The 21728-nt window shown below is 72.3% G+C and carries 19 protein-coding genes; 11 read left to right on the top strand and 8 right to left on the bottom strand.

Annotation, left to right across the window (positions count from 1 at the left end; all coding sequences use genetic code 11):
• Positions 1–27: 27 nt before the first annotated feature.
• Positions 28–1296 (top strand): aminoglycoside phosphotransferase, encoded by a 1269-nt coding sequence (locus CI089_RS10065; protein ID WP_094261472.1) that lies wholly within the window; start codon positions 28–30, stop codon positions 1294–1296.
• Between the two features lie 25 nt (positions 1297–1321).
• Here the strand turns inward: CI089_RS10065 and CI089_RS10060 are convergent, their stop codons facing one another.
• Positions 1322–4600 (bottom strand): ATP-dependent DNA helicase, encoded by a 3279-nt coding sequence (locus CI089_RS10060; RefSeq protein ID WP_094261471.1) that lies wholly within the window; start codon positions 4598–4600, stop codon positions 1322–1324.
• Positions 4597–7668: an ATP-dependent helicase gene (locus CI089_RS10055; protein ID WP_256977783.1), complete on the bottom strand. Its 3072-nt coding sequence runs from the start codon at positions 7666–7668 to the stop codon at positions 4597–4599. Before CI089_RS10055 ends, CI089_RS10060 begins: the two co-directional genes overlap by 4 nt.
• Before the next feature lie 140 nt (positions 7669–7808).
• On the opposite strand from CI089_RS10055, the gene CI089_RS10050 reads away from it, so the two are divergent.
• Positions 7809–8033: a DUF3107 domain-containing protein gene (locus CI089_RS10050; protein WP_064956528.1), complete on the top strand. Its 225-nt coding sequence runs from the start codon at positions 7809–7811 to the stop codon at positions 8031–8033.
• A gap of 2 nt (positions 8034–8035) precedes the next feature.
• On the top strand, positions 8036–8326 hold the full coding sequence (locus tag CI089_RS10045) for a hypothetical protein (RefSeq protein WP_094261469.1): 291 nt from the start codon (positions 8036–8038) through the stop codon (positions 8324–8326).
• 34 nt (positions 8327–8360) lie between these two features.
• On the opposite strand, the gene CI089_RS10040 is transcribed toward CI089_RS10045, so the two are convergent.
• Positions 8361–9077: a ferritin-like fold-containing protein gene (locus CI089_RS10040; RefSeq protein ID WP_023950553.1), complete on the bottom strand. Its 717-nt coding sequence runs from the start codon at positions 9075–9077 to the stop codon at positions 8361–8363.
• A 130-nt stretch (positions 9078–9207) separates the two neighbouring features.
• On the opposite strand from CI089_RS10040, the gene CI089_RS10035 reads away from it, so the two are divergent.
• Positions 9208–10656 (top strand): DEAD/DEAH box helicase, encoded by a 1449-nt coding sequence (locus tag CI089_RS10035; protein WP_094261468.1) that lies wholly within the window; start codon positions 9208–9210, stop codon positions 10654–10656.
• 32 nt (positions 10657–10688) lie between these two features.
• Here the strand turns inward: CI089_RS10035 and CI089_RS10030 are convergent, their stop codons facing one another.
• On the bottom strand, positions 10689–11567 hold the full coding sequence (locus tag CI089_RS10030) for a PHP domain-containing protein (RefSeq protein WP_094261467.1): 879 nt from the start codon (positions 11565–11567) through the stop codon (positions 10689–10691).
• 58 nt (positions 11568–11625) lie between these two features.
• Here CI089_RS10030 and CI089_RS10025 point away from each other — a divergent pair, with 58 nt between their 5' ends.
• The 3 genes from CI089_RS10025 (at position 11626) to CI089_RS10015 (ending at position 15899) form a co-directional block, all read left to right on the top strand.
• Positions 11626–12645 (top strand): endonuclease/exonuclease/phosphatase family protein, encoded by a 1020-nt coding sequence (locus tag CI089_RS10025; protein WP_094261466.1) that lies wholly within the window; start codon positions 11626–11628, stop codon positions 12643–12645.
• Between the two features lie 39 nt (positions 12646–12684).
• Positions 12685–14115: an aminopeptidase P family protein gene (locus CI089_RS10020; protein ID WP_094261465.1), complete on the top strand. Its 1431-nt coding sequence runs from the start codon at positions 12685–12687 to the stop codon at positions 14113–14115.
• A gap of 62 nt (positions 14116–14177) precedes the next feature.
• The gene (locus tag CI089_RS10015) at positions 14178–15899 is read left to right on the top strand and encodes a gamma-glutamyltransferase family protein (RefSeq protein WP_094262446.1); all 1722 of its coding nucleotides are present in this window, start codon (positions 14178–14180) and stop codon (positions 15897–15899) included.
• 16 nt (positions 15900–15915) lie between these two features.
• Here CI089_RS10015 and CI089_RS10010 read toward each other — a convergent pair whose 3' ends face one another.
• Positions 15916–16587: an alpha/beta hydrolase family protein gene (locus CI089_RS10010; protein WP_094261464.1), complete on the bottom strand. Its 672-nt coding sequence runs from the start codon at positions 16585–16587 to the stop codon at positions 15916–15918.
• A complete protein-coding gene (locus CI089_RS16445) occupies positions 16587–17315 on the bottom strand; it encodes a general stress protein (protein WP_094261463.1) in 729 nt (242 codons plus the stop codon). Before CI089_RS16445 ends, CI089_RS10010 begins: the two co-directional genes overlap by 1 nt.
• Before the next feature lie 50 nt (positions 17316–17365).
• On the opposite strand from CI089_RS16445, the gene CI089_RS10000 reads away from it, so the two are divergent.
• The 3 genes from CI089_RS10000 to CI089_RS09990 are packed head-to-tail and all read left to right on the top strand — an operon-like array spanning position 17366 to position 20303.
• Positions 17366–18637: a magnesium transporter MgtE N-terminal domain-containing protein gene (locus CI089_RS10000; RefSeq protein ID WP_064956763.1), complete on the top strand. Its 1272-nt coding sequence runs from the start codon at positions 17366–17368 to the stop codon at positions 18635–18637.
• Positions 18637–19170 (top strand): DUF1003 domain-containing protein, encoded by a 534-nt coding sequence (locus CI089_RS09995; RefSeq protein ID WP_094261462.1) that lies wholly within the window; start codon positions 18637–18639, stop codon positions 19168–19170. The genes CI089_RS10000 and CI089_RS09995 overlap by 1 nt, the downstream gene beginning before the upstream one ends.
• Positions 19167–20303: an Mrp/NBP35 family ATP-binding protein gene (locus CI089_RS09990; protein ID WP_094261461.1), complete on the top strand. Its 1137-nt coding sequence runs from the start codon at positions 19167–19169 to the stop codon at positions 20301–20303. Before CI089_RS09995 ends, CI089_RS09990 begins: the two co-directional genes overlap by 4 nt.
• A gap of 9 nt (positions 20304–20312) precedes the next feature.
• On the opposite strand, the gene CI089_RS09985 is transcribed toward CI089_RS09990, so the two are convergent.
• A complete protein-coding gene (locus tag CI089_RS09985; protein WP_094261460.1) occupies positions 20313–20708 on the bottom strand; it encodes a Sec-independent protein translocase TatB in 396 nt (131 codons plus the stop codon).
• A 71-nt stretch (positions 20709–20779) separates the two neighbouring features.
• On the opposite strand from CI089_RS09985, the gene CI089_RS09980 reads away from it, so the two are divergent.
• Entirely contained in the window at positions 20780–21415 is a 636-nt protein-coding gene (locus CI089_RS09980) for an O-methyltransferase (protein ID WP_094261459.1), read from the top strand.
• Positions 21416–21489: 74 nt separating this feature from the next.
• On the opposite strand, the gene CI089_RS09975 is transcribed toward CI089_RS09980, so the two are convergent.
• The gene (locus CI089_RS09975; protein ID WP_023950528.1) at positions 21490–21663 is read right to left on the bottom strand and encodes a DUF3117 domain-containing protein; all 174 of its coding nucleotides are present in this window, start codon (positions 21661–21663) and stop codon (positions 21490–21492) included.
• Positions 21664–21728 lie beyond the last annotated feature (65 nt).

Genomic DNA, 21728 nt, shown 5'->3' with positions numbered 1-21728 from the left:
CGCGGCCGCCCGACCTACCCTGATGGCATGGCTCGCTCTCCCTTCACTCTAGCCGCGTCCGTCAGTTCGGCTCTCCCCGGCGCCGCCGTCGTGGGGGCCGCGGAATTGACCGAGCGAGCGGATGGTCGGTACGACAGCGCGCTGGTGACCCTGGAGGACGGTCGACGCGTCGTCGTGCGCGTTCCGGTCGACGTCGACGCCGACCTCGAGCTCGTCGCCGACACGCGCGCGCTCCGCGCGCTGACCCCCGGGGTGCGCGGGCTGCTGCCGTTCGAGGCGCCCACGGTGCTCGGCACCGCGCGGATGGGAGGCTTCACCGCCGTCGTGCAGGAGTACGTCCCGGGCTACCGGGTCGAGGCCGGCCACATCCCGCCGGGGCGCGGCGCGGCCTGGTCGCTCGGATCGGCGATCGCGCGCGTCCACGCGCTCCCCCACGCGGTCGCCCGCGACGCCGGTCTGCGCACCCGCACGAGCGCCGAGGTGCGCCAGGACGCCGAGCGCCTGCTCGACCGCGCGGAAGCGACGGGATCGCTTCCGTTCGGGCTGCTTCGCCGCTGGAGCACCGCACTCGGCGAGGATCGGCTGTGGCGTTTCGAGGCCACCGTCACCCTCGGCGGCGTCGACCCCGGCCGTTTCGTGCTGACGGACACCGCTGCCGGCCCCACCGTGACGGGCCTCCTCGCATGGCACGGCCTGGGTGTCGGCGACCCGGCCGAGGATCTCCGCTGGCTGGCATCGGCCCCCGACGCTCGCGACGACGTGCTCGCCGCGTACGCCGAGGCGGCGCACCACACGCCGGACGCCGCCCTGGCCGCTCGTTCCCGGCTCTACGCCGAGCTGGAGTTCGCCCGGTGGCTCGCTCACGGGCACGAGACCGGCGCAGAACGGGTGGTGGAGGATGCCGTCGCCCTGCTGAGCGCGCTCGACGAGGGCGTCCGCGACGAACCGCTTCTTCCCGAGGACTACAGCACCGTCGACGACGCGCTCGAGCTGCTCGGGCGCACCCCCGCCGCGGTGACAGCCGGTGACACCTCGATGCAGACCGACACCTACGACCCGGCGCTGCTGGCCGCCTATCTCGCCGACCAGGACACCGCCGAGCAGGCCGACATCGAGACGATCCCGATCGACCTGTCCGACTGGACGCCCGACGGTGCGTCGAGCGACCGCCGCGGCGACACCGGCGCCGCCCCCACCGTTCCCGCGTCGGCCGGACCGTCGGCGGACGACACCGACGATCCCGAGCACGCCGAGGCGGCGCGTAACGCGCTGCGACGGTGGTCGTCGGCGGAGTGAGCCCGCGGCGCCGACGCGGCAGGACTCAGCCCCGCAGCACGAGGTCGTCGGCGACGTAGAACAGCGCGACGTCGATCTCCGACTCGGGGATGCCGTGCCGGATCGAGTACGCCCGCCGGTAGAGCTCGAGCTGCAGCATCCGTTCCGCGCGCTCCGCCGGCGTTCGCGGCGGACGGCCGGTCTTCCAGTCGACGATCTCGATGCGCCCGCCGCGGTCGGCACGGCGGTAGACCGCGTCGAGCTTGCAGATGATGACGTGCGGGCGGCCGTCGCCGAGGATGCGGTCGTCGGCGAAGTCGATCTCCGTCTCGACCTCGATCGGCTGGAGGTCGGCCCATTCGGAGCGGAGGAAGATCTCCTGCAGACGGCTCAGCTCGCCCTCGCCCGCCGCGGCCCCCTCCGCGGGGTCGTCGACGTCCCACAGCGGCGCGTCGGGCTGCGGGCCTCGAGCGGTGATGCCGGAGCGCTGCTCCACCCATGCGTGGAAACGGGTGCCCAACCGGGTCTCTCGGTACGGACGCTCCGGCAGCGGACGCAGGGTCGCCTCGACGGCGGCCTCGTAGTCGGCGGCGAAGTCCTTGAAACGCGATGCGGGGATGCGGGTGGGTGCGGCACGACGGGCGCCGGCCGCCCGCTCCTCCCGCTCCGCGAGCAGCAGCGCGAGATCGCGTTCGGGCTCGTCGCGCTCGGCGGCCTGCCGTACGCCGCGGACGAGTTCCGCCGCCGCCTCCACGCGGCCGCGACGCCCGCCGAGCGGATCCAACGGCCACCGCATGATCTGGCGCCGATCGCTATAGGGGTTCTCCCCCGGCTCCGCATCGGGAAGCTCCTGGCCGAGCGTGGTCGCGATCTCTCGCAGGAACGGGCTCGGACCGCGGGGGTTCCGAGTGCCCGACCACGGCGAGCCGCTGAGGAGGAGCGCATCACGGGCGCGCGTCACCGCGACGTAGGCGAGCCGGCGCTCCTCCTGGCGCTGACGGTCGGCGTTGTCCTCGGCGAACCGGGTGAGCGCGGCCTTGAGGTCCTGCTGGGTCGGCGACACGTGCGCCTCCCACCCCAGCTGCGGCAGCCAGCGCGCGTCACCGCGGAAGGCGTACGGCAGCACGCCGAAGCCGAGCCACCCTTGCTTGTCGCGCGGGCGCGCGGGCAGCTCATCCGCGACGACCCGGCCCACGGCCACGGCATCCCACTCCAGCCCCTTGGAGCCGTGGATCGTGAGGATCTGAACGACGTCGTCCTCGGGGGGTTCGGTGCGCGGTGCGAACTCGTCTTGACGCTCGGCGTGGTCGAGCCACGCGAGCAGACTCGGCAGCGACCCCGACTCGTCGGTCGCGAGGAAGCCCTGCAGCTCATCGACGAAGGCCCGCAGCTGGTCCGACGCGACGCGTGCGGGGCCTCTGCTCTCGTTCGCGGCCAGTTCGATGTCGAGGCGCAGCTCCGCCTCGATCAAGCGCACGAGCTCCGGAATCGGCATGGACGAGGCACGGCGGAGGCCGGCGAAGGTCGCGGCGGCGTCGCGCAGACGCTCGCGACCGGCGTCGCTGAAGTCGCTGAGCCAGCCGTGATCGGGCCCCACGCGCACGAAGAAGTCGAGCGCATCGATGAGTGAGGCGTTCTCTTCGCTCGCATTCTCGGTGGCGAGCGGCTGCAACGCGACGTCGGAGCGCGCGAGTCGCCGCCCCAGCTCCGCGAGCGACCGGAGGTCGCGCAGCCCGATGGACCAGCGCGGTCCGCCGAGCAGCCGGAGCAGCGCCGACCCTGCCGTCGGATCGCTGATGACTCGCAGAGCCGAGACCACGTCGACCACCTCGGGGGTGCTGAGCAGCCCGCCCAGGCCGAGGATGCGGTGCGGGATGCCGCGCCGCGCGAGGGCGTCGGCGAAGCGCACCATGTGCTTCTTGCTGCGCAGCAGGATCGCCGCGCTCGTGGGAAGACCGCGCCGCTGCCGGTCCGCTCGCACCTCTTCGAACCATCCCGCGACGCGCTCGGTCTCGGCATCGAGGTCGGTCTCGAACACGATGCGGACATCACCCCCCGGTGCCCCCGGACGCGGACGCAGCCGATCGACAGGCACCGGAGAGCCCTCGGCGAGGGGCTCGAGCACCGCGTTGGCGGCATCCAGGATCCGTTCGCTGTTGCGCCAGCTCGTCGCGAGCGAGTACCGCCCCGAACCGCCGGCGGGGGCGAACGCGGCGGCGAAGTCGCCGAGGTTGCCGGCGCTCGCGCCGCGCCAGCCGTAAATGGATTGGTGGGGGTCGCCGACAGCCATCACCGATGTGCCGGCGAACACCGTGCTCAGCAGTTCCGTCTGGACGACCGAGGTGTCCTGGTACTCGTCGAGGAGGACGACGGGATATCGCGCGCGCAGATCGGCGGCGACAGCCGGATGGGCGCGGACGATCGTCAGGGCTCCCGCCACCTGATCGGAGAAGTCGATGACGCCGGATCGGAGCTTGCGCCGCTGGTACTCGACCGCGAGGTCGGCGAGCAGGGGCAGGCCCGCGACCTGTTCGGCGGCACGCGCCACGTCGGCGTAGACGGTGGTGCCGCTGCGGGTCGAGGGACGTTCCCGGACATCTTGGAACGCGGCCCCGAAACGTGCGAGCTCGTCGAAATCGACCAGGTTGTCTACGCCGTCGCGCGCGATGCGCAGCGCGCCGTCGATGATGCTGCGCAGGGCGTTCTCGCGGGTCTCGAGACGTTCGTCGTCGGAGTCGAGGACCACACGCCGCATCAACAGCCACGCCGCCGATTCGCTGAGGACGGCCGCCTCGGGGTCGCGCCCGATGCGCACCGCGTTCTCGCGGACGATGCCGTCGGCGAAGCTGTTGTACGTCGAGACCGTCGGACGCTCCAGCAGCGCGTCCGTCGCGGGTCCGAGCGTGTGCGCCCCCGTGTCGTCGACGAGCCGTCGCTGCGCGGCGTGCCTGCGCGCGCCGCCGGGATCGCCTGCTCGCTCGAGCTCGCCGAAGACGTCGAGCGCGCCACGCCGATGCAGCGCGTCGAGGTGAGGCAGCAGACCCGCGTCGTCGAACTCCGCGAGGCGATCGAGCCGCCGCCGGATGCGTTCGTTCAGCTCGCCCGCGGCCTTGCGAGTGAAGGTGAGCCCGAGGATGCCCGAGCGCGGGACGTGCCCGTTGGCGACGAGCCACACGACGCGACCCGCCATCGTCTCGGTCTTGCCGCTGCCGGCGCCGGCGACGACGAGAGCCGGCGCGAGCGGCGCGGAGATCACCGCGCTCTGCTCCGGCGTGGGAGGGAACTGGCCGAGAGCGGCTGCGAGCGCCGCGGGAGAGACGATCATGTCGCGCTCACCGCCGAGATCGTGTGGATGCGGCAGAGCCCGAACGAGTGGTCGTCCCGGCAGTGCTCCTCGAACGGGGCCTCGAAGCTCGCCCCTCCCATCACGCGTGCCGCGCCGCGCACCCGGTCGAGGAAGGCCGCGCGCTCATCGTCGCCGAACGGCGGCTGACGGGGAGCGGCATAGTCCTTCGTGGCAGCCGTCGGACGCAGCACGAGCAGCATCGCGCCGCCCGGGGGCAGCCCCGCCGCCGCGGGGATCGCGCCGTGCTCGTGCGCGAGCTGATAGGCGGCGAGCTGCGCGTGATGGGTCACCGCACGGTCGGTCTGCGGTTCCCGCTTGCCCGTCTTCAGGTCGACGATGACCACGCTCCCGTCGGCGCGCAGCTCGACGCGGTCGACCGCGCCGCTCAGGACGATGCGGCCGTCGGCGTCGTCGTGAGCGAGCTCCACCTCGAAGCGCGGCTCGGCCCCCAGCAGGCGCCCGCCGTCGCGTTCGAAATCGCGCAGGTACCGCGCGAGCCGTCGGACGAGGTCACGGGCACGCGTCCGCTCGGCCCGTTCCCGCCAGGCGGACTCGAACTCGAGCTCGCTCCAGCGCGCAGCCACCGCCTGCCAGAGCGAGTCCTCGTCGGGCGAGGCGATCTCGAGGGCGCTGTGCACGATCGTGCCGATGCCGGCCGTCGCGCTCGACGCGTCACCGCCGAGATCGGCGATCACCCAGTTCAGCTGGCACTCCTCGAGCGCCTCCAGGCGAGAGGGCGACACGCGGATCGTCTCGACCTCGCGATCGCGCAGCGGCGCGGTCGTCGTCGGCGGACGGACACCGAACCACTCGTCGGGATCGGCGCCCGCGATGCCCGCGTCGGCCAGCAGCGCGAGCTGCCCGGCTGCTGCGCGGCGGTCGTCCTCCGCCGAACGAGGATCGGTGAGGATCCGGCGGTGCCGCGCGACGAGGCCGCGAAGGGTCAGCGGATGCGCTGCCTCGGGTGGAGCCCCCTCCGCTTCGGGCAGGAGCTCGAAGAAGGGGCTCGGACCGGTGTCGTCGTCGTCGACGGCCGTGACCACGACGAGCTCGCGCGCCCGTGACACGGCGCGCGCGAACAGCCGGAGCTCGTCGTGCAGCACTCCCCGTCGGCGATCCAGCGCGTCCGCGACCGCGGGATCGTCGAACGGCAGGCGCCACGTGTCGAGCAAGCCGCCGCGCACCCGGAGATTCGGCCAGATGCCGTCCTGAACGCCCGCGACGACCACCGTGTCGAACTCGGTGCCGAGGGCCGCCGCCGGCGTCAGCACGCGGACGGCACCACTCACGGGAGGCGGGACGAATCGGTCGTCGCCCACGTCGGCGTCGAGGATGCCGCGGAGGAACACCACGGGCGTCGTCCCATCCTCCCGCTCGCCGTGGCGCTTGGCCGCCTGGAACAGCGCCACGACGGCGTCGAGGTCGCGATCGGCCTGCGCCGCCAGCGGACCATGGCCCCGCGCCGCCTCGCGCAGGGCCCGCTCGCGTCCGGATCCTTCCCACGCAGCCCAGAGCACTTCGTGGGCGGTAGCGTCGTCGGCGATGAGCTCGGCGACGGCGCGCAGCGTATCGGCCACGCGGGCGGCACGTCGGGCCTCGCGCAGGTCGAGCAGGGTGAGTTCGGCGGGATGGAGCATCGCGGAGCGGAGGAGCTCCCAAGCCGACACGGGCTCGCCCTCGCTCGGGGGGAACGCCTGGCGGAGCGCCGAGCGAAGCCGTCGCTGGTCGACCGCATCCAGGCCGGCCCCCGAAAGCGCGGCGATGACCTCATCGCGCTGCCACGTCTCCCCCGGCCGCGCCGCCAGGTCGACGAGCCGCAGCAGATCGCGCACGACGGGCGACTCGCCGAGCGAGGTTCCGGTGCCGGACGTCGCCGTCGGCACGTCGCGCGCCGCGAGCTCGGCCTCGAGCGCAGTCACCTGACGGCTGTCGTGGGCGATGACCGCGCATTCCTCCCACGGAACGCCGTGGTGCACGTGGCGTTCCCTGAGCAGTCGCGCCACGGCGTCGAACTCCTCGGATCGAGAGCGCAGCGCCAGTGCCCGGACGCCCACGAGCGGGGCATCCGGCTCCGGCGCCCGACGATGAGCGATCAGCCCGACAGCGCCGATGCGGGCTGTGACGGCGGAGACGAGCGGGGCGTGGCGGCCCTCGGCGCGGTGCACGCCGTCGAGCACCAGGATGTCTCCGCCCGCCGCGAGCCGGGCGAAGTTCTCCGGCGTCGCACCCCGGAACGCCCCTGACCCCACGTCCGGGTCGCCGAAGGCCAGGACGGCGATGCCCCGGGCCCGACACGCCTCGAGGAGGTCCACGCCTCCGGCAGTCAGCTCCTGCGCATCATCGACGAGCGCGACGCGCAGCTGCGGGACCCCCTGCCGGGAGACGATCTCGACCGCTTCGCGGATGAGCCCGGCGGCGTCGCGGTGCGCGCCGCGCATGGCATCGCGGACCGCGAAGTACTCCGCCATGAACGAGGCCACCGCCTGCCACGCGGGCCGTTCCTCTCGAGCGGCCCGCGCCGCGAGAGCCCGGCTGTCGATGCCCGAAGCGGTGCACTCTGCGATGAAGGCGCGCAGCTCCGCGCGGAAGCCACGCGAGCCGCGGACGTGCGCGGGCAGCTCGGCCGGCCACCGCGACCGTCCGTCGCGCTCGTCCTCCGCGTCGCCGTCGAGCAGGTCGCGGATGATGGCGTCCTCGTCACCGCCGGTCAGCAGGCGCGGCGGTTCGACACCGCGGCGCACGGCGTCGGCGCGCACGATCTGGAAGGCGAATGCCGGCACCGAGCGTGCCAGCGGGCCGGCCGTGGCGACCCCGACAGCGACGCCGAGATCGTCGCGGAGGTCGGTCGCCGCCTGGCGGGTGGCGGTGAGGACGACGAGGGTGTCGGGGTCGACGCCCTCGGCCGTCAGGCGGCGCACCCGCTCGACGATGGTCCGCGTCTTGCCCGTTCCCGGAGCGCCGACCACGACCGCGCTCGCGTCGGCGGGGAGCGTCAGCACGCGCGACTGAGCGGCGTCGGGCGTGATGCCGACGGAGACCTGACCCATGCCTTCCACGCTAACCGGGACCGCCGACATCGGTTCGCCCCAGGCGTTCGCCCAGGGCGTGACCGCACCGGCATCCCGACCCGAGCGGTGTCGTAGAGTCGAAGAGCGCCCGAGGCACGGGCGCGGAGGAGGATGAATCCGTGGAGATCCGTATCGGCATCGCGAACACCGGCCGCGAGCTCAGCCTCGAGTCCAACGAGTCCGCGGACGCGGTTCGCGCGACCGTCTCCGAAGCCCTCACCTCGGGCGCTCCGTTCGTCGAGCTGAGCGACGCGAAGGGCAGCTCCTACATCGTCCCGACCGCGGGCATCGCCTTCGTCGAGGTCGGCACCGACCAGACCCGCCGCGTGGGCTTCGTGGCCTGACCGTGCAGATCGTCCTGGCGATCATCATCGGCGCGGCGATCGGGCTCGCGGCCGAGTTCGCGCTGCGCGGGCGCGAGACGCGCGGGGCCGCCGTGGCCCCCGTTCTCGGAGCCGTCATCGGCGGCGTCGCGTGGACGGCGCTGACGTGGGCGGGTCTCGCTTTCGACAACCCGATCATCTGGGTCGTCGCGGTCGTGGCGCCGGCTGTCGTGGTGCCCGCCGTGCTCCTGCTGATGACTCGTGCGCGGGCCCGAGCCGACGCTGCGGAGCGCCGCCGCCTCCGTATCGGCTGATCGGCGGCGCCCGGCCGGCTGCCCGGCCCCGTCGTCAGGCCTCGAGGCCCATCGCCGCCATGCGACGCGAATGCGCGGCCATGACGTCGGCGTAGGTCGGTTCGACCCGCTTCTCGTCGGCGGGCTGGAGCGAGGTCGACCGCAGGGCAGCACGCGCGATGAGCAGCGTGTCGCCGACGAGACGCCGACCCCACAGCGACAGCAGTCCGCGCCACTGCTCGTCCGCCGCGATCGCGTCCGTGATGATGCGCACCAGCGCGCTGCGGTCGTCGTGCGCGCGCAGGATGACGGCGACCTGGCGTCCCGTGTCGCCGTAGCTCGCCGACAGGGCGAGGTAGAAGTCGTCCAGCATCCCCGCGGTCAGGTGCACCGAGAGCATCGTCTCGAGCGGCCGAGCGCCGTGAGTGGCACGGCGGAAGGCATCGAGCGGCTCGCGGAAGGGAAGCATCAGCTCGAGCGGATCGGCACCGCGGTCGCGGATCACCCCGACGAGCTCGCGGTGCTTCAGCAGCGCCGTGCCCGCCGCCAGTGACAGCGACTCCTTCTGCGACAGTTCCGGCGTCGAGGCGATGAGGTCGCTCAGTGTCTCGAAGTAGCCGAGCTGCAGGTACGCGGCCTGCCCGAGGAAGGTGTCGACGTCGGGAGCGAGCTCCTCGAAATCGACGCGACGGACGTCCCCGTAGTCGCCTCGGGATCGCAGCCGCAGAGTGCGGCCGACGGGACGCTTGCGCTTGAAGAACCAGCTCACCACGGTCCCAGCCTAGGGTCGCGGTAGGCTGGATGCGCCCCGGCATCGGACCGGGGCCCCGCGCCTGTGGCTGAGTGAAGGGCGTGGACCCTCATCCCCGGCGGCTTCTCACCGCCAGACAGGCACGTCACCCATGACCACATTCGCTGATCTCGGCGTCGACCAGGACATCGTCGACGCCCTCGCCGACAAGGGCATCGTCGACGCCTTCCCGATCCAGGAGCAGACGATCCCGCTGGGCCTGCCCGGGCAGGACATCATCGGCCAGGCCAAGACGGGAACCGGCAAGACGTTCGGCTTCGGCATCCCCGTCGTCCAGCGCCTCGGTCTCGACCCGGCACCGGGCGTCAAGGCCCTGATCGTCGTCCCCACCCGCGAACTCGCCGTCCAGGTCTTCGAGGACATGGACATGCTCACCCGCAACCGCTCGACGAGCGTCGTGGCGATCTACGGCGGAAAGGCGTACGAGGGCCAGATCGACCAGCTCAAGGCCGGCGCCCAGATCGTCGTGGGCACGCCGGGCCGCCTGATCGACCTCGCGGGCCAGCGCCTGCTCGACCTGTCCAACGCGACCGAGGTCGTGCTGGACGAGGCCGACAAGATGCTCGACCTCGGCTTCCTGCCCGACATCGAGAAGATCTTCCAGAAGGTGGCGCCCGTTCGCCACACGATGCTCTACTCGGCGACCATGCCGGGACCGATCGTGGCGCTGGCCCGACGCTTCATGTCGAACCCCATCCACATCCGCGCGACCGACCCCGACGAAGGCCTGACGCAGGCCAACATCAAGCACCTCGTCTACCGTGCGCACTCGCTCGACAAGGATGAGGTCATCGCCCGCATCCTGCAGGCCGAGGGCCGCGGGAAGACCGTGATCTTCACCCGCACCAAGCGGGCGGCCCAGAAGCTCGTCGACGAGCTCAACGACCGCGGCTTCAACGCCGGCGCGGTGCACGGCGACATGAGCCAGGAAGCACGGGAGCGGTCGATGGCCGGCTTCAAGGCCGGCAAGAAGGACGTCCTGATCGCCACCGACGTCGCCGCGCGCGGCATCGACGTCGACGACGTCACCCACGTCATCAACCACACCATCCCCGACGACGAGAAGACCTACCTGCACCGGGCGGGCCGCACCGGTCGCGCCGGCCGCACCGGTATCGCGGTCACCTTCGTCGACTGGGAGGACCTCCACAAGTGGGCCCTCATCAACCGCGCCCTCGAGTTCGGCCAGCCCGAGCCCGTCGAGACGTACTCGTCGAGCCCGCACCTGTTCGAGGACCTGAACATCCCCGCGGGCACGAAGGGGCGTCTGCGCAAGCTCCCCACGACCCAGAGCGTGAAGACCGTCTCGTCCGACTCGGCCGACGGCGAGGCGAAGCGTCCACGCCGCCGTCGCTCACGCGGCTCGGGTGACGGCGCAGCCGCCGCAGAAGGCACCGCGCCCGCGCCGACGGATGCCGGGACCGGCACGCACGACGGCGGCGGGTCCGAGCACCGCGACGGCAAGACCTCGCCTCGCCGTCGGCGCCGTCGCCGCGGCGGCTCGGGGTCGGCTGGAACGACGGCTCCCGCCGCAGGCTGACCCACGCCTCACGACGCCCGAACGGCGCCCGTCTACGCGTAGACGGGCGCCGTTCCGCTGCCGCGGGAGATGATCCGCTCCACCATCTCGTCGTCGGTCGTGTTCTCGCCCGGCTGGTTCGGCTTGCCGAGACCGTGGTAGTCGCTCGACCCGGTCACGATGAGATCGAGCTCGGCGGCGATCGCACGCAGGACGCGCTTGCCGTCCGCGGTGTTCTCCCGGTGCTCGACCTCGAAGCCGGCGAGACCGTGGTCGACGAGCTCGCGCAGCACGGCGGGCGGCATCATGCGCTCGCGTCCGCTCGGGGACGGATGCGCGAGGATCGGCACGCCGCCGGCGGCGACCACCAGCTCGACGGCGGTGATCGGGTCCGGCGCGTAGTGCGGGGTGAAATGACCCTGGCTGGGGTGCAGGATGCCCGCGAAGGCGGCGGCGCGGTCGGCCGCCAGGCCGCGCGCGACGAGGGCGTCGGCGATGTGCGGTCGCCCCACCGTCGCACCGGCACCCGTCTGCGCGAGTACGTCGTCCCACGTCAGATCGTGCGAGCGGGCGATGCTCCGGACGATCCGCTCGGCCCGACCGACCCGGTCTTCGCGGATGCGCTCCATCTCGGCGCGCAGCCGCGGATGATCGGGGTCGAAGAGGTAGGCGAGGAGATGAACGGTCCGCCACTCGTGCCGCGCGCTGAGCTCCATTCCCGGGAGGAAGGTCATGTCGAGCGACGCCGTCGCTTCGGCGGCTTCTGCCCATCCCGCGGTGGTGTCGTGGTCGGTCAGTGCGATGGTGCGCAGCCCGGCGCGGTGCGCGGCCTGCACGACACCCGCGGGGGGCTCCGTGCCGTCCGACCGGATGGAATGCAGATGCAGGTCGCTGGGCCCGTGGAACCCGTGTGCGCGCGCTGCCGTTCCCATCCTCCACAGCGTAGCCGTGCCCGGCGATCGTCCAGCCTCGCTCTCATAGAGTCGAGGCGTGAAGCGCGTGTTCGGAGCCCTCGTGGTGGCCCTGTTCGCAGCGGCGGCCGTCGTGGCCACCTGGCCGGAGCTCCTCCGACTCGAGCGGGAGTTCCCGTTCGCGCAGATCGTCGCGCTGCGCCCGCTGCTGATCGGCGCATTCGTCGCGATCGCCCTCCTGTTCCTGCTCCTTTCGCTCGGGCGCCGCATCCGTGCGTTCTGCCTCTGGGTCGCCCTCGTCGCGCTCGTCGCCGCAGCGGGTGGCGCCGGCACCCTGGCGCTCCGCGGGCTCGGTGCCGAGACGCTGCCGCCGAAGACGGACGACAGCATCCGGGTCATGACCTGGAACACCGCCGGCCCCGCGACCGATGCCGAGACCATCGCCGAGACGGCGGTGGCCATGCAGGCCGACATCGTCGCGCTGCCCGAGACGACGATGGACACCGGGCGTGCGGTCGCGGTGGCGATGCGCGAGCGCGGGCGCCCGATGTGGGCTCACGTCGACAGCTACGAGGGTCCCGACAGCTGGGACGCCAATTCCACGGCGCTCCTGATCTCGCCCGAACTGGGCGACTACTCCGTCATCGAGTCCGAAGCCGGCGGCACGACGAACACGACCATCGTCCCGAGCGCGGTCGCGATGCCCGTCGACGGAGACGGGCCGGTCGTCGTGGCCGTCCATGCGGTCGCCCCGCGTCCGGACGAGATGGCGAGCTGGCGCAGCGACCTCCAGTGGCTGGCTGACCAGTGCGCGACCAACGACGTCATCATGGCCGGCGATTTCAACGCGACGCTCGACCATATGGCGCGGCTCGGCATCGACGACGCCGATCTCGGGCGATGCCACGACGCCGCCCGCGCCACCGGCAACGGCGGGATCGGCACCTGGCCGACCGATGTGCCCGCTCCCCTGGGAGCGCCGATCGACCACATCATGGCGACGGCGTCGTGGAAGCCCGAAGGGTCCGTCGTCATCTCGTCGCTGGACGACTCCGGCAGCGACCACCGGCCCCTCGTGGTGCAGTACACGCGGCGCTGATCCGTGCCTCCGTGCGGCGCCGGGTGGGAGACTGGAGACATGACCACGAGCGAGACCACGGGAACCGACACGACCGGAACCGCGACGACTGCGTCCGAAGCCCCCGCCGAGAACACCAACAGGCGTCAGCCGTTCCCCCGAGGCTTCCTCGACAACATCTCGCAGGGATGGGCGCCGCGGCCCGACGTCTCGAGCGCTCCCCGCCAGGCGGCCCAGTTCGCCGCGGCCCGGCGCGAGCGGCTGTCGCGAGAGTTCCGGGGCCGGCGCCTCGTCATCCCGGCCGGCTCCCTCAAGCAGCGTTCGAACGACACCGACTACCCCTTCCGCGCGCACTCCGCGTTCTCGCACCTGACGGGCTGGGGCAGCGACGCGGTTCCCGACTCGGTGCTCGTGTTCGAGCCCACCGCCGAGGGCCACGACGTCACGCTCTATCTGCGCGACCGCGCCGACCGGACGACCCCGGAGTTCTACGCCGACGCCTCGGTCGGAGAGTTCTGGATCGGGCCGCGTCCCGCGCTCGACGACGTCGCCGTCGATCTCGGAATCGCGACCGCCCATCTGGCCGACGTCGAGCTGCGCGCAGACGATCTCGTCCTGGAGGCCGACGCCGACCTGACGCGTGCGGTGTCCGAGCTCCGGCTCACGAAGGACGAGTACGAGGTCGAGCAGATGCGCCTCGCGGTCGCCGCCACCGCGCGCGGCTTCGACGACATCGTCGCCGACCTGCCCCGCATCATCGCCACCCCGCGGGGCGAGCGCGTCGTCGAGGGTCTGTTCCACCTGCGCGCGCGCACGGACGGCAACGGCGAGGGCTACGACACGATCGCCGCATCGGGGCCCCACGCCTGCTACCTGCACTGGACGCGCAACGACGGGCCGGTGGTGCCCGGCGACCTCATCCTGATCGACGCGGGCGTCGAGATCGACAGTCTCTACACCGCCGACATCACGCGCACTCTGCCGGTGTCCGGGCGCTTCACCGAGATCCAGCGTCGCATCTACGAGACCGTGCGCGAAGCGGCCGACACCGCCTTCGCCGCGGCCCGTCCCGGTGTCACGTTCCGCTCGGTCCACGAAGCGGCCATGTCGGTCATCGCGGCGCGTGTCGCCGAATGGGGTCTGCTCCCCGTGACGGCCGACGAGGCGCTCGACGCCGACAACGGCGGCCAGCACCGGCGGTACATGGTGCACGGCACGAGCCACCACCTCGGCATCGACGTGCACGACTGCGCGCAGGCGCGGCGCGAGATGTACTACGACGGCATCCTCGAACCCGGCATGGTGTTCACGATCGAGCCGGGCCTGTACTTCCAGATCGACGATCTGACCGTGCCCGAGGAGTACCGCGGCATCGGCGTCCGGATCGAGGACGACATCCTCATGACCGAGAGCGGCCCCGTGAACCTCTCGGCCGACATCCCGCGCACCGCGGACGAGGTCGAGGCCTGGATCGCGCGCTCCGCGTCGTGACCGACGGCTTCTCGGCGCCGCCCGCGCAGACGACGCGACCGCTGCTCACCGGCACCTTCGGGATGGCCGCTGCGACCCACTGGCTCGCGACCGGAACGGCGCAGGCCGTTCTCGAGCGCGGCGGCAATGCGTTCGACGCCGCAGCCGCGGGCGGATTCGTGCTGCAGGTCGTCGAGCCCCACCTGAACGGACCCGGCGGCGATCTCGTCGGTCTGTTCCACGCCGCCGACGATGCGCGGCCCCGCGTGCTCATGGGACAGGGACCGGCTCCTCGGGGAGCGACGATCGAGCACTACCGCGCGGAGGGGCTCGACGCCGTCCCCGGCGCGGGCGCCCTCGCCGCCGCGGTGCCAGGCGCGGTCGACGCGTGGCTGCTCCTGCTGCGCGACTACGGCACCTGGGAGCTCGCCGATGTGCTCGCCTTCGCCATCGGCTACGCTCGCGACGGCCATCCTCTGCTCGCGTCGGCCGCGGCCACGATCGAGCGCGTCGCACAGCTCTTCCGCGAGGAATGGCCCTCGTCGGCCGCCCTCTGGCTTCCGGAGGGCACCGTGCCCCGCGCCGGCGACGTGTTCCGCAACCCCGCGCTCGCGCGGGTGTTCGAGAGTCTCGTCGAGGCGGGTCGCGGGGCCACCGACCGCGTGGGACGCGTGGAAGCGGCGCGCACCGAATGGAAGACGGGCGTCGTCGCCCACGCGACGGCCGCGTTCGTCGCCCAGCCCCACCGTCACTCCACCGGCGGCCGGCACGCGGGCGTCATCACGGCGGCCGATTTCGCCGCCTTCTCCGCGGGCTACGAGCAACCGCTGACGACCGTGTTCCGGGGCCGCACCATCGTCAAGGCCGGCGCGTGGACGCAGGGCCCCGCGCTGCTCGAGGCACTCGCACTGCTCGACCCTCTGCCCGACGATCGCATCGATCCGGCGACACCGGAGGGAGCCCACACGATCGTCGAGGCTCTCAAGCTCGCCCTCGCCGACCGTGACGCGCACTTCGGGGACGACAGCGCGATCTCGGAGATCCTCGACCCCGGCTTCCTGGCCGAGCGTCGCGCACAGCTGCTGCCGGATGCGTCGCGCGAGTGGCGTCCCGGCAGCCTGTCGGGCCGCGCACCGCACCGTCCGCCGCTCGTTCGCCCGGACGGGACGAGCGTCGCCGGCACGGGCGAACCGACGGTCGGCCGCGCCGGCCAGACCCGCGGCGACACCTGCCACATCGACGTCGTCGACCGGTGGGGAAACATCATCGCGGTGACGCCGTCCGGGGGCTGGCTGCAATCCTCTCCCACGATCCCCGAGCTCGGGTTCGCGCTGGGCACCCGCCTGCAGATGACGTGGCTCGACGAGACGTCGCCCGCCGCGCTGCGACCGGGTGCTCGCCCGCGGACGACGCTCTCCCCCACCCTCGTGATGACGGGCGACCGGACCGACATCGCGATGGGAACGCCCGGCGGCGACCAGCAGGACCAGTGGCAGCTGCCGATGCTGCTGCGGATGCTGGTCGGAGGTTGGGACGCGCAGTCGGCGATCGACGCGCCGACACTGCACACCACCGCGATGATCGACTCCTTCTGGCCCCGCACCTGGACTCCGGCCGGGGTCGTGATGGAGGACCGTCTCGGCGACGAGGTCGCCGCCGGTCTCCGGTCCCGCGGCCACGACGTCACCCGGGTGGGGCCCTGGAGCCTCGGTCGTCTCTCGGCCGTCGGCATCGACCGGGACCGCGGGCTCCTGTGGGCGGCGGCGAACCCGCGCGGGATGCAGGGCTACGCGGCCGGACGGTGACCCCGGTCGTCCGCCGTCAGGCGGACATGCGGCTCAGGCATCGGGGCACGACGAGCTCGGCCGTGCTCGCCCCGATCTCGTCGGCGTCGCGTCTCGGCCCCGCGACCTCGAACGAATGGCGGGCGCCCTCGACCCAGAGCAGCTCGGCGTCGGTGCACGTCGACACGACCGCCTCGAGGTCGGCGACCGGTTCCACGAACGGATCGCGCGTCCCGGACACGAACAGCTGCGGCGCCGCGACCGCGGGCAGGTGGTCGGCGCGCGGACGATCGGGGCGGCCGGGCGGGTGGAGCGGGTAACCGAGATAGACCAGGAGCGCGGGATCGATCGTTCCGGATGCCGCCGCCATCGACGCCATGCGACCGCCGTACGACTTCCCCGCCGCCACGATGGGCATCCCGGGACGTGCGTCCTCGATCGCCCGGAAGACAGCGGCCCAGGACGCGAGCGCATCGGGGACGGAGCCGGGAAGCCGGCGGCCCGCGACGACGTAGGGAAACGGGAAGCGGACGACATCCACCCCGGCCGCCGCGCCGGCTCGGGCGAAACCGTCGAGGAACGGATGCGCGGGTCCCGCGCCGGCGCCATGAGCGAGGATCATCACCGCGCGCGCGGCGTCGGCGCGGTCATGCAGCAGCGGCAGTTCGACGGTCCCGGCCGTCACGTCGACCGAAACCGCGTCGATCATCAGCGCGGGTCGCTCGCCGGCGGCTCGGGCGTGCCCGGTGCCTCCGGGCCGGGGGCCTCGCCACCGGGCACCGGCCCGACCGCGGGCGGGAGCGGTGCGTCCACAGGTCCGGGTGCGGGCGATCCCGACGGCGGGCCCGCGGGAGTGCCGGTGGGGGCCGCCGGCCCGGGGGCGGGGCGGTCTCCGGTCGGGGCGGGGACGGGGTCGATGCGCTCACCGTAGCGGGGCGGCCCGTCCGGCACCGGGGTGGTCGGCGTCGCGGGGCGGGCCGGGGCCACGTTCAGTGCGCCACGGGCGCGATGGATGCTGCTCGCCTGCACCGTCACCTCGTAGTGATCGGCCACGACCTGCGTGACCGACGCGAAGTCGCGCCGGCGCCGCACGAGGGCGAACATCACGAGGCTCATCATCATGCCGATGGCCACGCCGACGAGCATCACGCCGAGGAAGAGCTGAATCGCGGCGTCGGGCGTGCCGAAGACGAAGATCAGCGAGAAGATCAGCCCGAGGAGGATGCCGTTGATCGCGCCGGTCCGTGCTGCGGTGGCGTAGCCCAGACGGCCGGTGACCGTCTCGACCGACCGCAGCCCGTAGCCGACGATCGCGATCTCACGTGCCGGGATGTCGGCGGAGATGAGTGTCGACACCGCCTTCTGCGCGGCCTCGTACGATGCGTACTCGGCGACCTTCTCACCCGTGACCGCGGGCGTCCCGCCCATCATGCTCATTCCGTCATTGTGTCACGGCCACCTTTGCGGTCGCCGACTACGCTGGAGCGGTGAGTACGCAGAGGGTTTTCGTCGCGCGCCTGGTCGGGTGCGTCGTGTTCGATCCCGCCGGCGACCGTCTCGGCAAGGTCCGCGACGTGGTCGTGATCTTCCGCAAATCGGACCCTCCGCGAGTCATCGGTCTCGTCGTCGAGATCCCGGGTCGCCGCAACGTGTTCCTCTCCATCGGCCGGGTGACCTCGATCGCGACCGGTCAGGTGATCACGACCGGGCTCATCAATGTCCGGCGCTTCCAGCAGCGCGGCGGCGAGGTGCGGGTCATGGCCGAGCTCCTGGGGCGCAAGGTCTACCTCCGCGACGGGTCGGGCGGCGCCGTCATCGAGGACGTCGCGATCGAGCGGAATCGGCTCGGCGAGTGGGACATCGGTCAGCTCTTCCTCCGGCGGCCCAAGACGAGCGCGTCGCCTTTCGCCAAGGGGCCGACGACTTTCGCGTCATGGGGAGACGTGCGCGAGGACCAGTCGTCGGGCGCCGCCCAGTCGGCTGAGCAGCTGGTCGCGACCTACTCCGAGCTCAAGCCCGCGGACCTCGCCAACACGCTGCTCGACCTTCCCGAGGAGCGTCTGCTCGAAGTCGCCGAAGAGCTTCCCGACGAGCGTCTCGCCGACGCGCTCGAGGAGATGCCCGAAGACGAGCAGGTGCACATCCTCGAACGGCTCGGCGACGAGCGCGCCGCCGACATCCTCGACGCCATGGAGCCCGACGACGCGGCTGACCTGCTGGGTCAGCTGCCGGAGGGCCGCATCGAGCAGCTCCTCGACCTCATGGAGCCCGAGGAGGCCGAGGACGTCCGCGCTCTGCTCGAGTACGGCCCCGACACCGCGGGCGGGCTCATGACGAGCGACCCCATCGTGCTGTCGGCCGAGGCGACGGTCGCCGAGGCGCTCGCGCTCATCCGCCGGCACGAGCTGCATCCTGCCCTGGCCGCATCCGTCTTCGTCACGCTCCCCCCGTACGAGACGCCGACGGGCCGGCTGCTCGGCACAGTGCATTTCCAGCGGATGCTGCGCTATCCCCCGCATGAGCGGCTCGGAGCCATCATCGACGACACCGTCGACCCGGTCGCCGCCTCGTCCTCGGCCGCGGAGGTCGCGCGCATGCTCGCCAGCTACAACCTGGTCTCCGTTCCGGTCGTCGACCAGGCCCGGCGCCTCGTCGGAGTCGTGAGCGTCGACGACGTGCTCGATCATCTGCTCCCCGACGACTGGCGGTCGCAGGACGTCGAGCCGCAGGATGCCGCCGCGATGCGGGGGCGGCGCTGATGGCCCGCGCATCGAAGACCCCCTCGCTCGAGGCGCCCCGCGGGCGGCGGAGCGGTGTGAGCGGCGTGCTGGGTCAGCGCACGTCCCAGCCCTCGCGTGACCGTTTCGGTCGCTTCACCGAGTGGATCGCCCGGGCCATGGGGACACCCGGCTTCCTCGTCGCACTCTCGCTGTTCTGCGCCGCGTGGCTCGCGTGGAACACGTTGATGCCCGTCGAGCTGCGATTCGACTCCGCAGCCAACGGCTTCACGGCCCTGACGCTGATGCTCTCCCTGCAGGCGTCGTACGCCGCGCCCCTGATCCTGCTCGCCCAGAACCGTCAGGACGACCGGGACCGCGTGCAGATCGAGCAGGACCGCCAGCGCGCCGAGCGGAACCTCGCCGATACGGAATACCTCGCGCGCGAGGTCGTCGCCCTGCGCATGGCGATCTCGGACCTCACCGACGGGCTCGTCACGAAGGAGACCTTGCGCGCCGAGCTCCGGACCGCGCTCGACCGCCTCGAGTCGGACGAGCGACCGGATCCGCGATGAGCGCCGATGCCGTCCGCGCGGCCGTGTCCGCGGTGCGCGACCCCGAACTGCGCAAACCGCTCGGCGAGCTCGACATGGTGCGCGAGATCGCGGTGGAGGACGGCCGCGCCCGCGTCGGCATCGCCCTGACGATCCTCGGCTGCCCGGCGGCGGACCGGATCGAGCGCGATGTCCGGGAGGCGGCGCTGTCTGCCCCGGGCATCGAGGAGGTGACGGTCGAGGTCGGCGTCATGACCCCGGCCGAGCGAGCCGCGCTCACGGAGAGACTGCGCGGCGGCAGAGCGGCCCGGGAGAACCCGTTCGGGCCCGAATCCCTCACCCGGGTGATCGCCGTCACGAGCGGCAAGGGCGGGGTCGGCAAGTCGACGCTCACCGCGAACCTCGCCGTCGCCCTCGCTCAACGGGGCCTCGCCGTGGGACTGGTCGACGCGGACGTGCACGGCTTCTCGATTCCCGCGCTGCTGGGTCTCGTCGACACCGACGGGCTGCCGCCGCAGCCGACGCGGATCGACGGGCTCATGATCCCGCCCGTCGCCCACGATGTGCGGACGATATCGATCGGCATGTTCCTCCCACGCGACCAGAAGGCCCCGGGCGCGGTCGCGTGGCGCGGACCGATGCTGCACCGCACGGTCTCGCAGTTCCTCACCGACGTGTTCTTCGGCGATATCGACGTGCTCCTCATCGACATGCCTCCCGGCACCGGCGACGTCGCCATCAGCGTCGGACAGCTGCTCCCCCACGCCGACGTCGTGGTCGTGACGACTCCGCAGGCGGCCGCCGCCGACGTGGCGGTCCGCAGCGGCCTGGTGGCACGTCAGACCGGCCAGCGGGTGATCGGGGTCATCGAGAACATGTCGGCCATGACGCTTCCCGACGGTACATCGCTCGACCTCTTCGGCAGCGGCGGCGGGATGCGCGTCGCCGAAGCCCTGTCGGCGGAGGATCCGGTGCCGATGCTCGGTTCGGTACCGCTCAGCCCGGATCTGCGCGGGGACGCCGACAGCGGAGTCCCCGTGGTCGTCGCGCACCCGGGCGACCCCGCTGCGGCGGCCATCGTCCGCATCGCGGACAGCATCGCGCGCGGCGGCCGCGAACTCAGCGGTCGCCCGTTGCCCCTGCGCGTGGGCTGACCCGGCCGATCAGGTCGCTTCGTCGTCGAAGGGGACGACAGCGCCACGCTCGAAGCGCATCGCCGCGTCGCCCGCGGCATCCATCCCGACCGCGGTCGCGGTGCTGATGGCAGCGCCGGCTGCGGCGGCGCGCACCGTGGGAACAGGGGCGTCCTCGAGGAGCGCGTCGCGGATGATGCGACGCGGGTCGTACTGCCGCGGATCGAGCTTGCGCCACTCGACGTCGGAGAAGTCCTCGCCCATCTCGTCCTTGACGCGGTCCTTCGCGCCGTTGACCCAGTCCCGAGCGCGCACCGTGAAACGGGCGAGAGTCTCGGCCAGCCGCGGCAGGCGTTCGGGGCCGAGGAGGAGAACCGCCGCCAGACCGATGATGAGGAGCTTGTCCCAATCGAGGCCGAACGACATGCCCCCAGATTACCCGTGCGCCTCAGCGGCCGGAGCCATCCGCACGCCTACGCTGGAACCAGGAGGAATGCATGGGTGATCAGGAAGCGATCCGCAGGTTCGCGATGGAGGCGACGGTGGAGCCGGAGCACATCGCTCGCGCGCGTGCACACGCCCTCGAGATCGGCGCGGCCCCGATCAGTCCTCCGGTGGGTGCGCAGTGCGCCGTGCTCGCCGCCGCCACCGGCGCGCTCAACATCGTGGAGATCGGCACCGGCGGAGGGGTCTCGGCGCTGTGGCTGCTCCACGGGTCGCCGCGCGCCACGCTGACCACGATCGACATCGAGCCGGAGCACCTCGCCGTCGCCCGGCAGTCCTTCACCGAGGCGAGGATCCCGCCCGCTCGGGCGCGCTTCATCACCGGCCGGGCAGCGGATGTGCTGCCGCGGATGAACGAGGCCTCGTACGACATCGTGCTCGTGGATGCGGATGCCGACGGGGTCATCGAGTACGTCGAGCACGGGCTCCGCCTCGTCCGCCCGGGCGGGATGGTGCTCGTCCCGCGTGTGCTGGCGGGCGGCGCCGTCGCCGACCCGGTCCGGCGCGATGACGTCACACGCGCGTACCGCTCCCTCATCCACGAGACGCAGTCCTCGCCCGCTGTCCTCGGCGCCCTCTCGATCGTCGGCGAGGGCCTGCTGCAGCTGACGACGGTGGCGTCCGCCTGACCTCGCGATTTCACTCATACGTACGAAACGGCCGGCCCCATCGGGACCGGCCGTTTCGCGTGGCATCGTCGTCGTCAGGCGGCGCCGACGACTCCGCTCAGCACGCTGTGGAGTTCCTTGGCCTCTTCATCATTGACCGAGACGACCAGACGCCCTCCGCCTTCGAGGGGGACACGCACGATGATCAGGCGCCCCTCCTTCACGGCCTCCATCGGTCCGTCTCCGGTTCGCGGCTTCATGGCTGCCATCGCGGCTCCCTTTCGTCATGAGGACTACCTGAAGAGTTTATCGTGCAGCGCGGCCACGACGCGGA

This window comes from Microbacterium sp. Yaish 1 (assembly GCF_002245215.1).
GTDB lineage: Bacteria > Actinomycetota > Actinomycetes > Actinomycetales > Microbacteriaceae > Microbacterium.
Note: the sequence above shows the minus strand (reverse complement) of the source record. Positions and strands in the feature narration are given on the sequence as shown.

Coding starts and splice junctions, on each gene's coding strand:
- CI089_RS10065 (WP_094261472.1), top strand. CDS start 28: ATGGCTCGCTCTCCCTTCACTCTAGCCGCGTCCGTCAGTTCGGCTCTC.
- CI089_RS10060 (WP_094261471.1), bottom strand. CDS start 4,600: ATGATCGTCTCTCCCGCGGCGCTCGCAGCCGCTCTCGGCCAGTTCCCT.
- CI089_RS10055 (WP_256977783.1), bottom strand. CDS start 7,668: ATGGGTCAGGTCTCCGTCGGCATCACGCCCGACGCCGCTCAGTCGCGC.
- CI089_RS10035 (WP_094261468.1), top strand. CDS start 9,208: ATGACCACATTCGCTGATCTCGGCGTCGACCAGGACATCGTCGACGCC.
- CI089_RS10030 (WP_094261467.1), bottom strand. CDS start 11,567: ATGGGAACGGCAGCGCGCGCACACGGGTTCCACGGGCCCAGCGACCTG.
- CI089_RS10020 (WP_094261465.1), top strand. CDS start 12,685: ATGACCACGAGCGAGACCACGGGAACCGACACGACCGGAACCGCGACG.
- CI089_RS10015 (WP_094262446.1), top strand. CDS start 14,178: ATGGCCGCTGCGACCCACTGGCTCGCGACCGGAACGGCGCAGGCCGTT.
- CI089_RS10010 (WP_094261464.1), bottom strand. CDS start 16,587: ATGATCGACGCGGTTTCGGTCGACGTGACGGCCGGGACCGTCGAACTG.
- CI089_RS16445 (WP_094261463.1), bottom strand. CDS start 17,315: ATGAGCATGATGGGCGGGACGCCCGCGGTCACGGGTGAGAAGGTCGCC.
- CI089_RS09995 (WP_094261462.1), top strand. CDS start 18,637: ATGGCCCGCGCATCGAAGACCCCCTCGCTCGAGGCGCCCCGCGGGCGG.
- CI089_RS09990 (WP_094261461.1), top strand. CDS start 19,167: ATGAGCGCCGATGCCGTCCGCGCGGCCGTGTCCGCGGTGCGCGACCCC.
- CI089_RS09985 (WP_094261460.1), bottom strand. CDS start 20,708: ATGTCGTTCGGCCTCGATTGGGACAAGCTCCTCATCATCGGTCTGGCG.
- CI089_RS09980 (WP_094261459.1), top strand. CDS start 20,780: ATGGGTGATCAGGAAGCGATCCGCAGGTTCGCGATGGAGGCGACGGTG.
- CI089_RS09975 (WP_023950528.1), bottom strand. CDS start 21,663: ATGGCAGCCATGAAGCCGCGAACCGGAGACGGACCGATGGAGGCCGTG.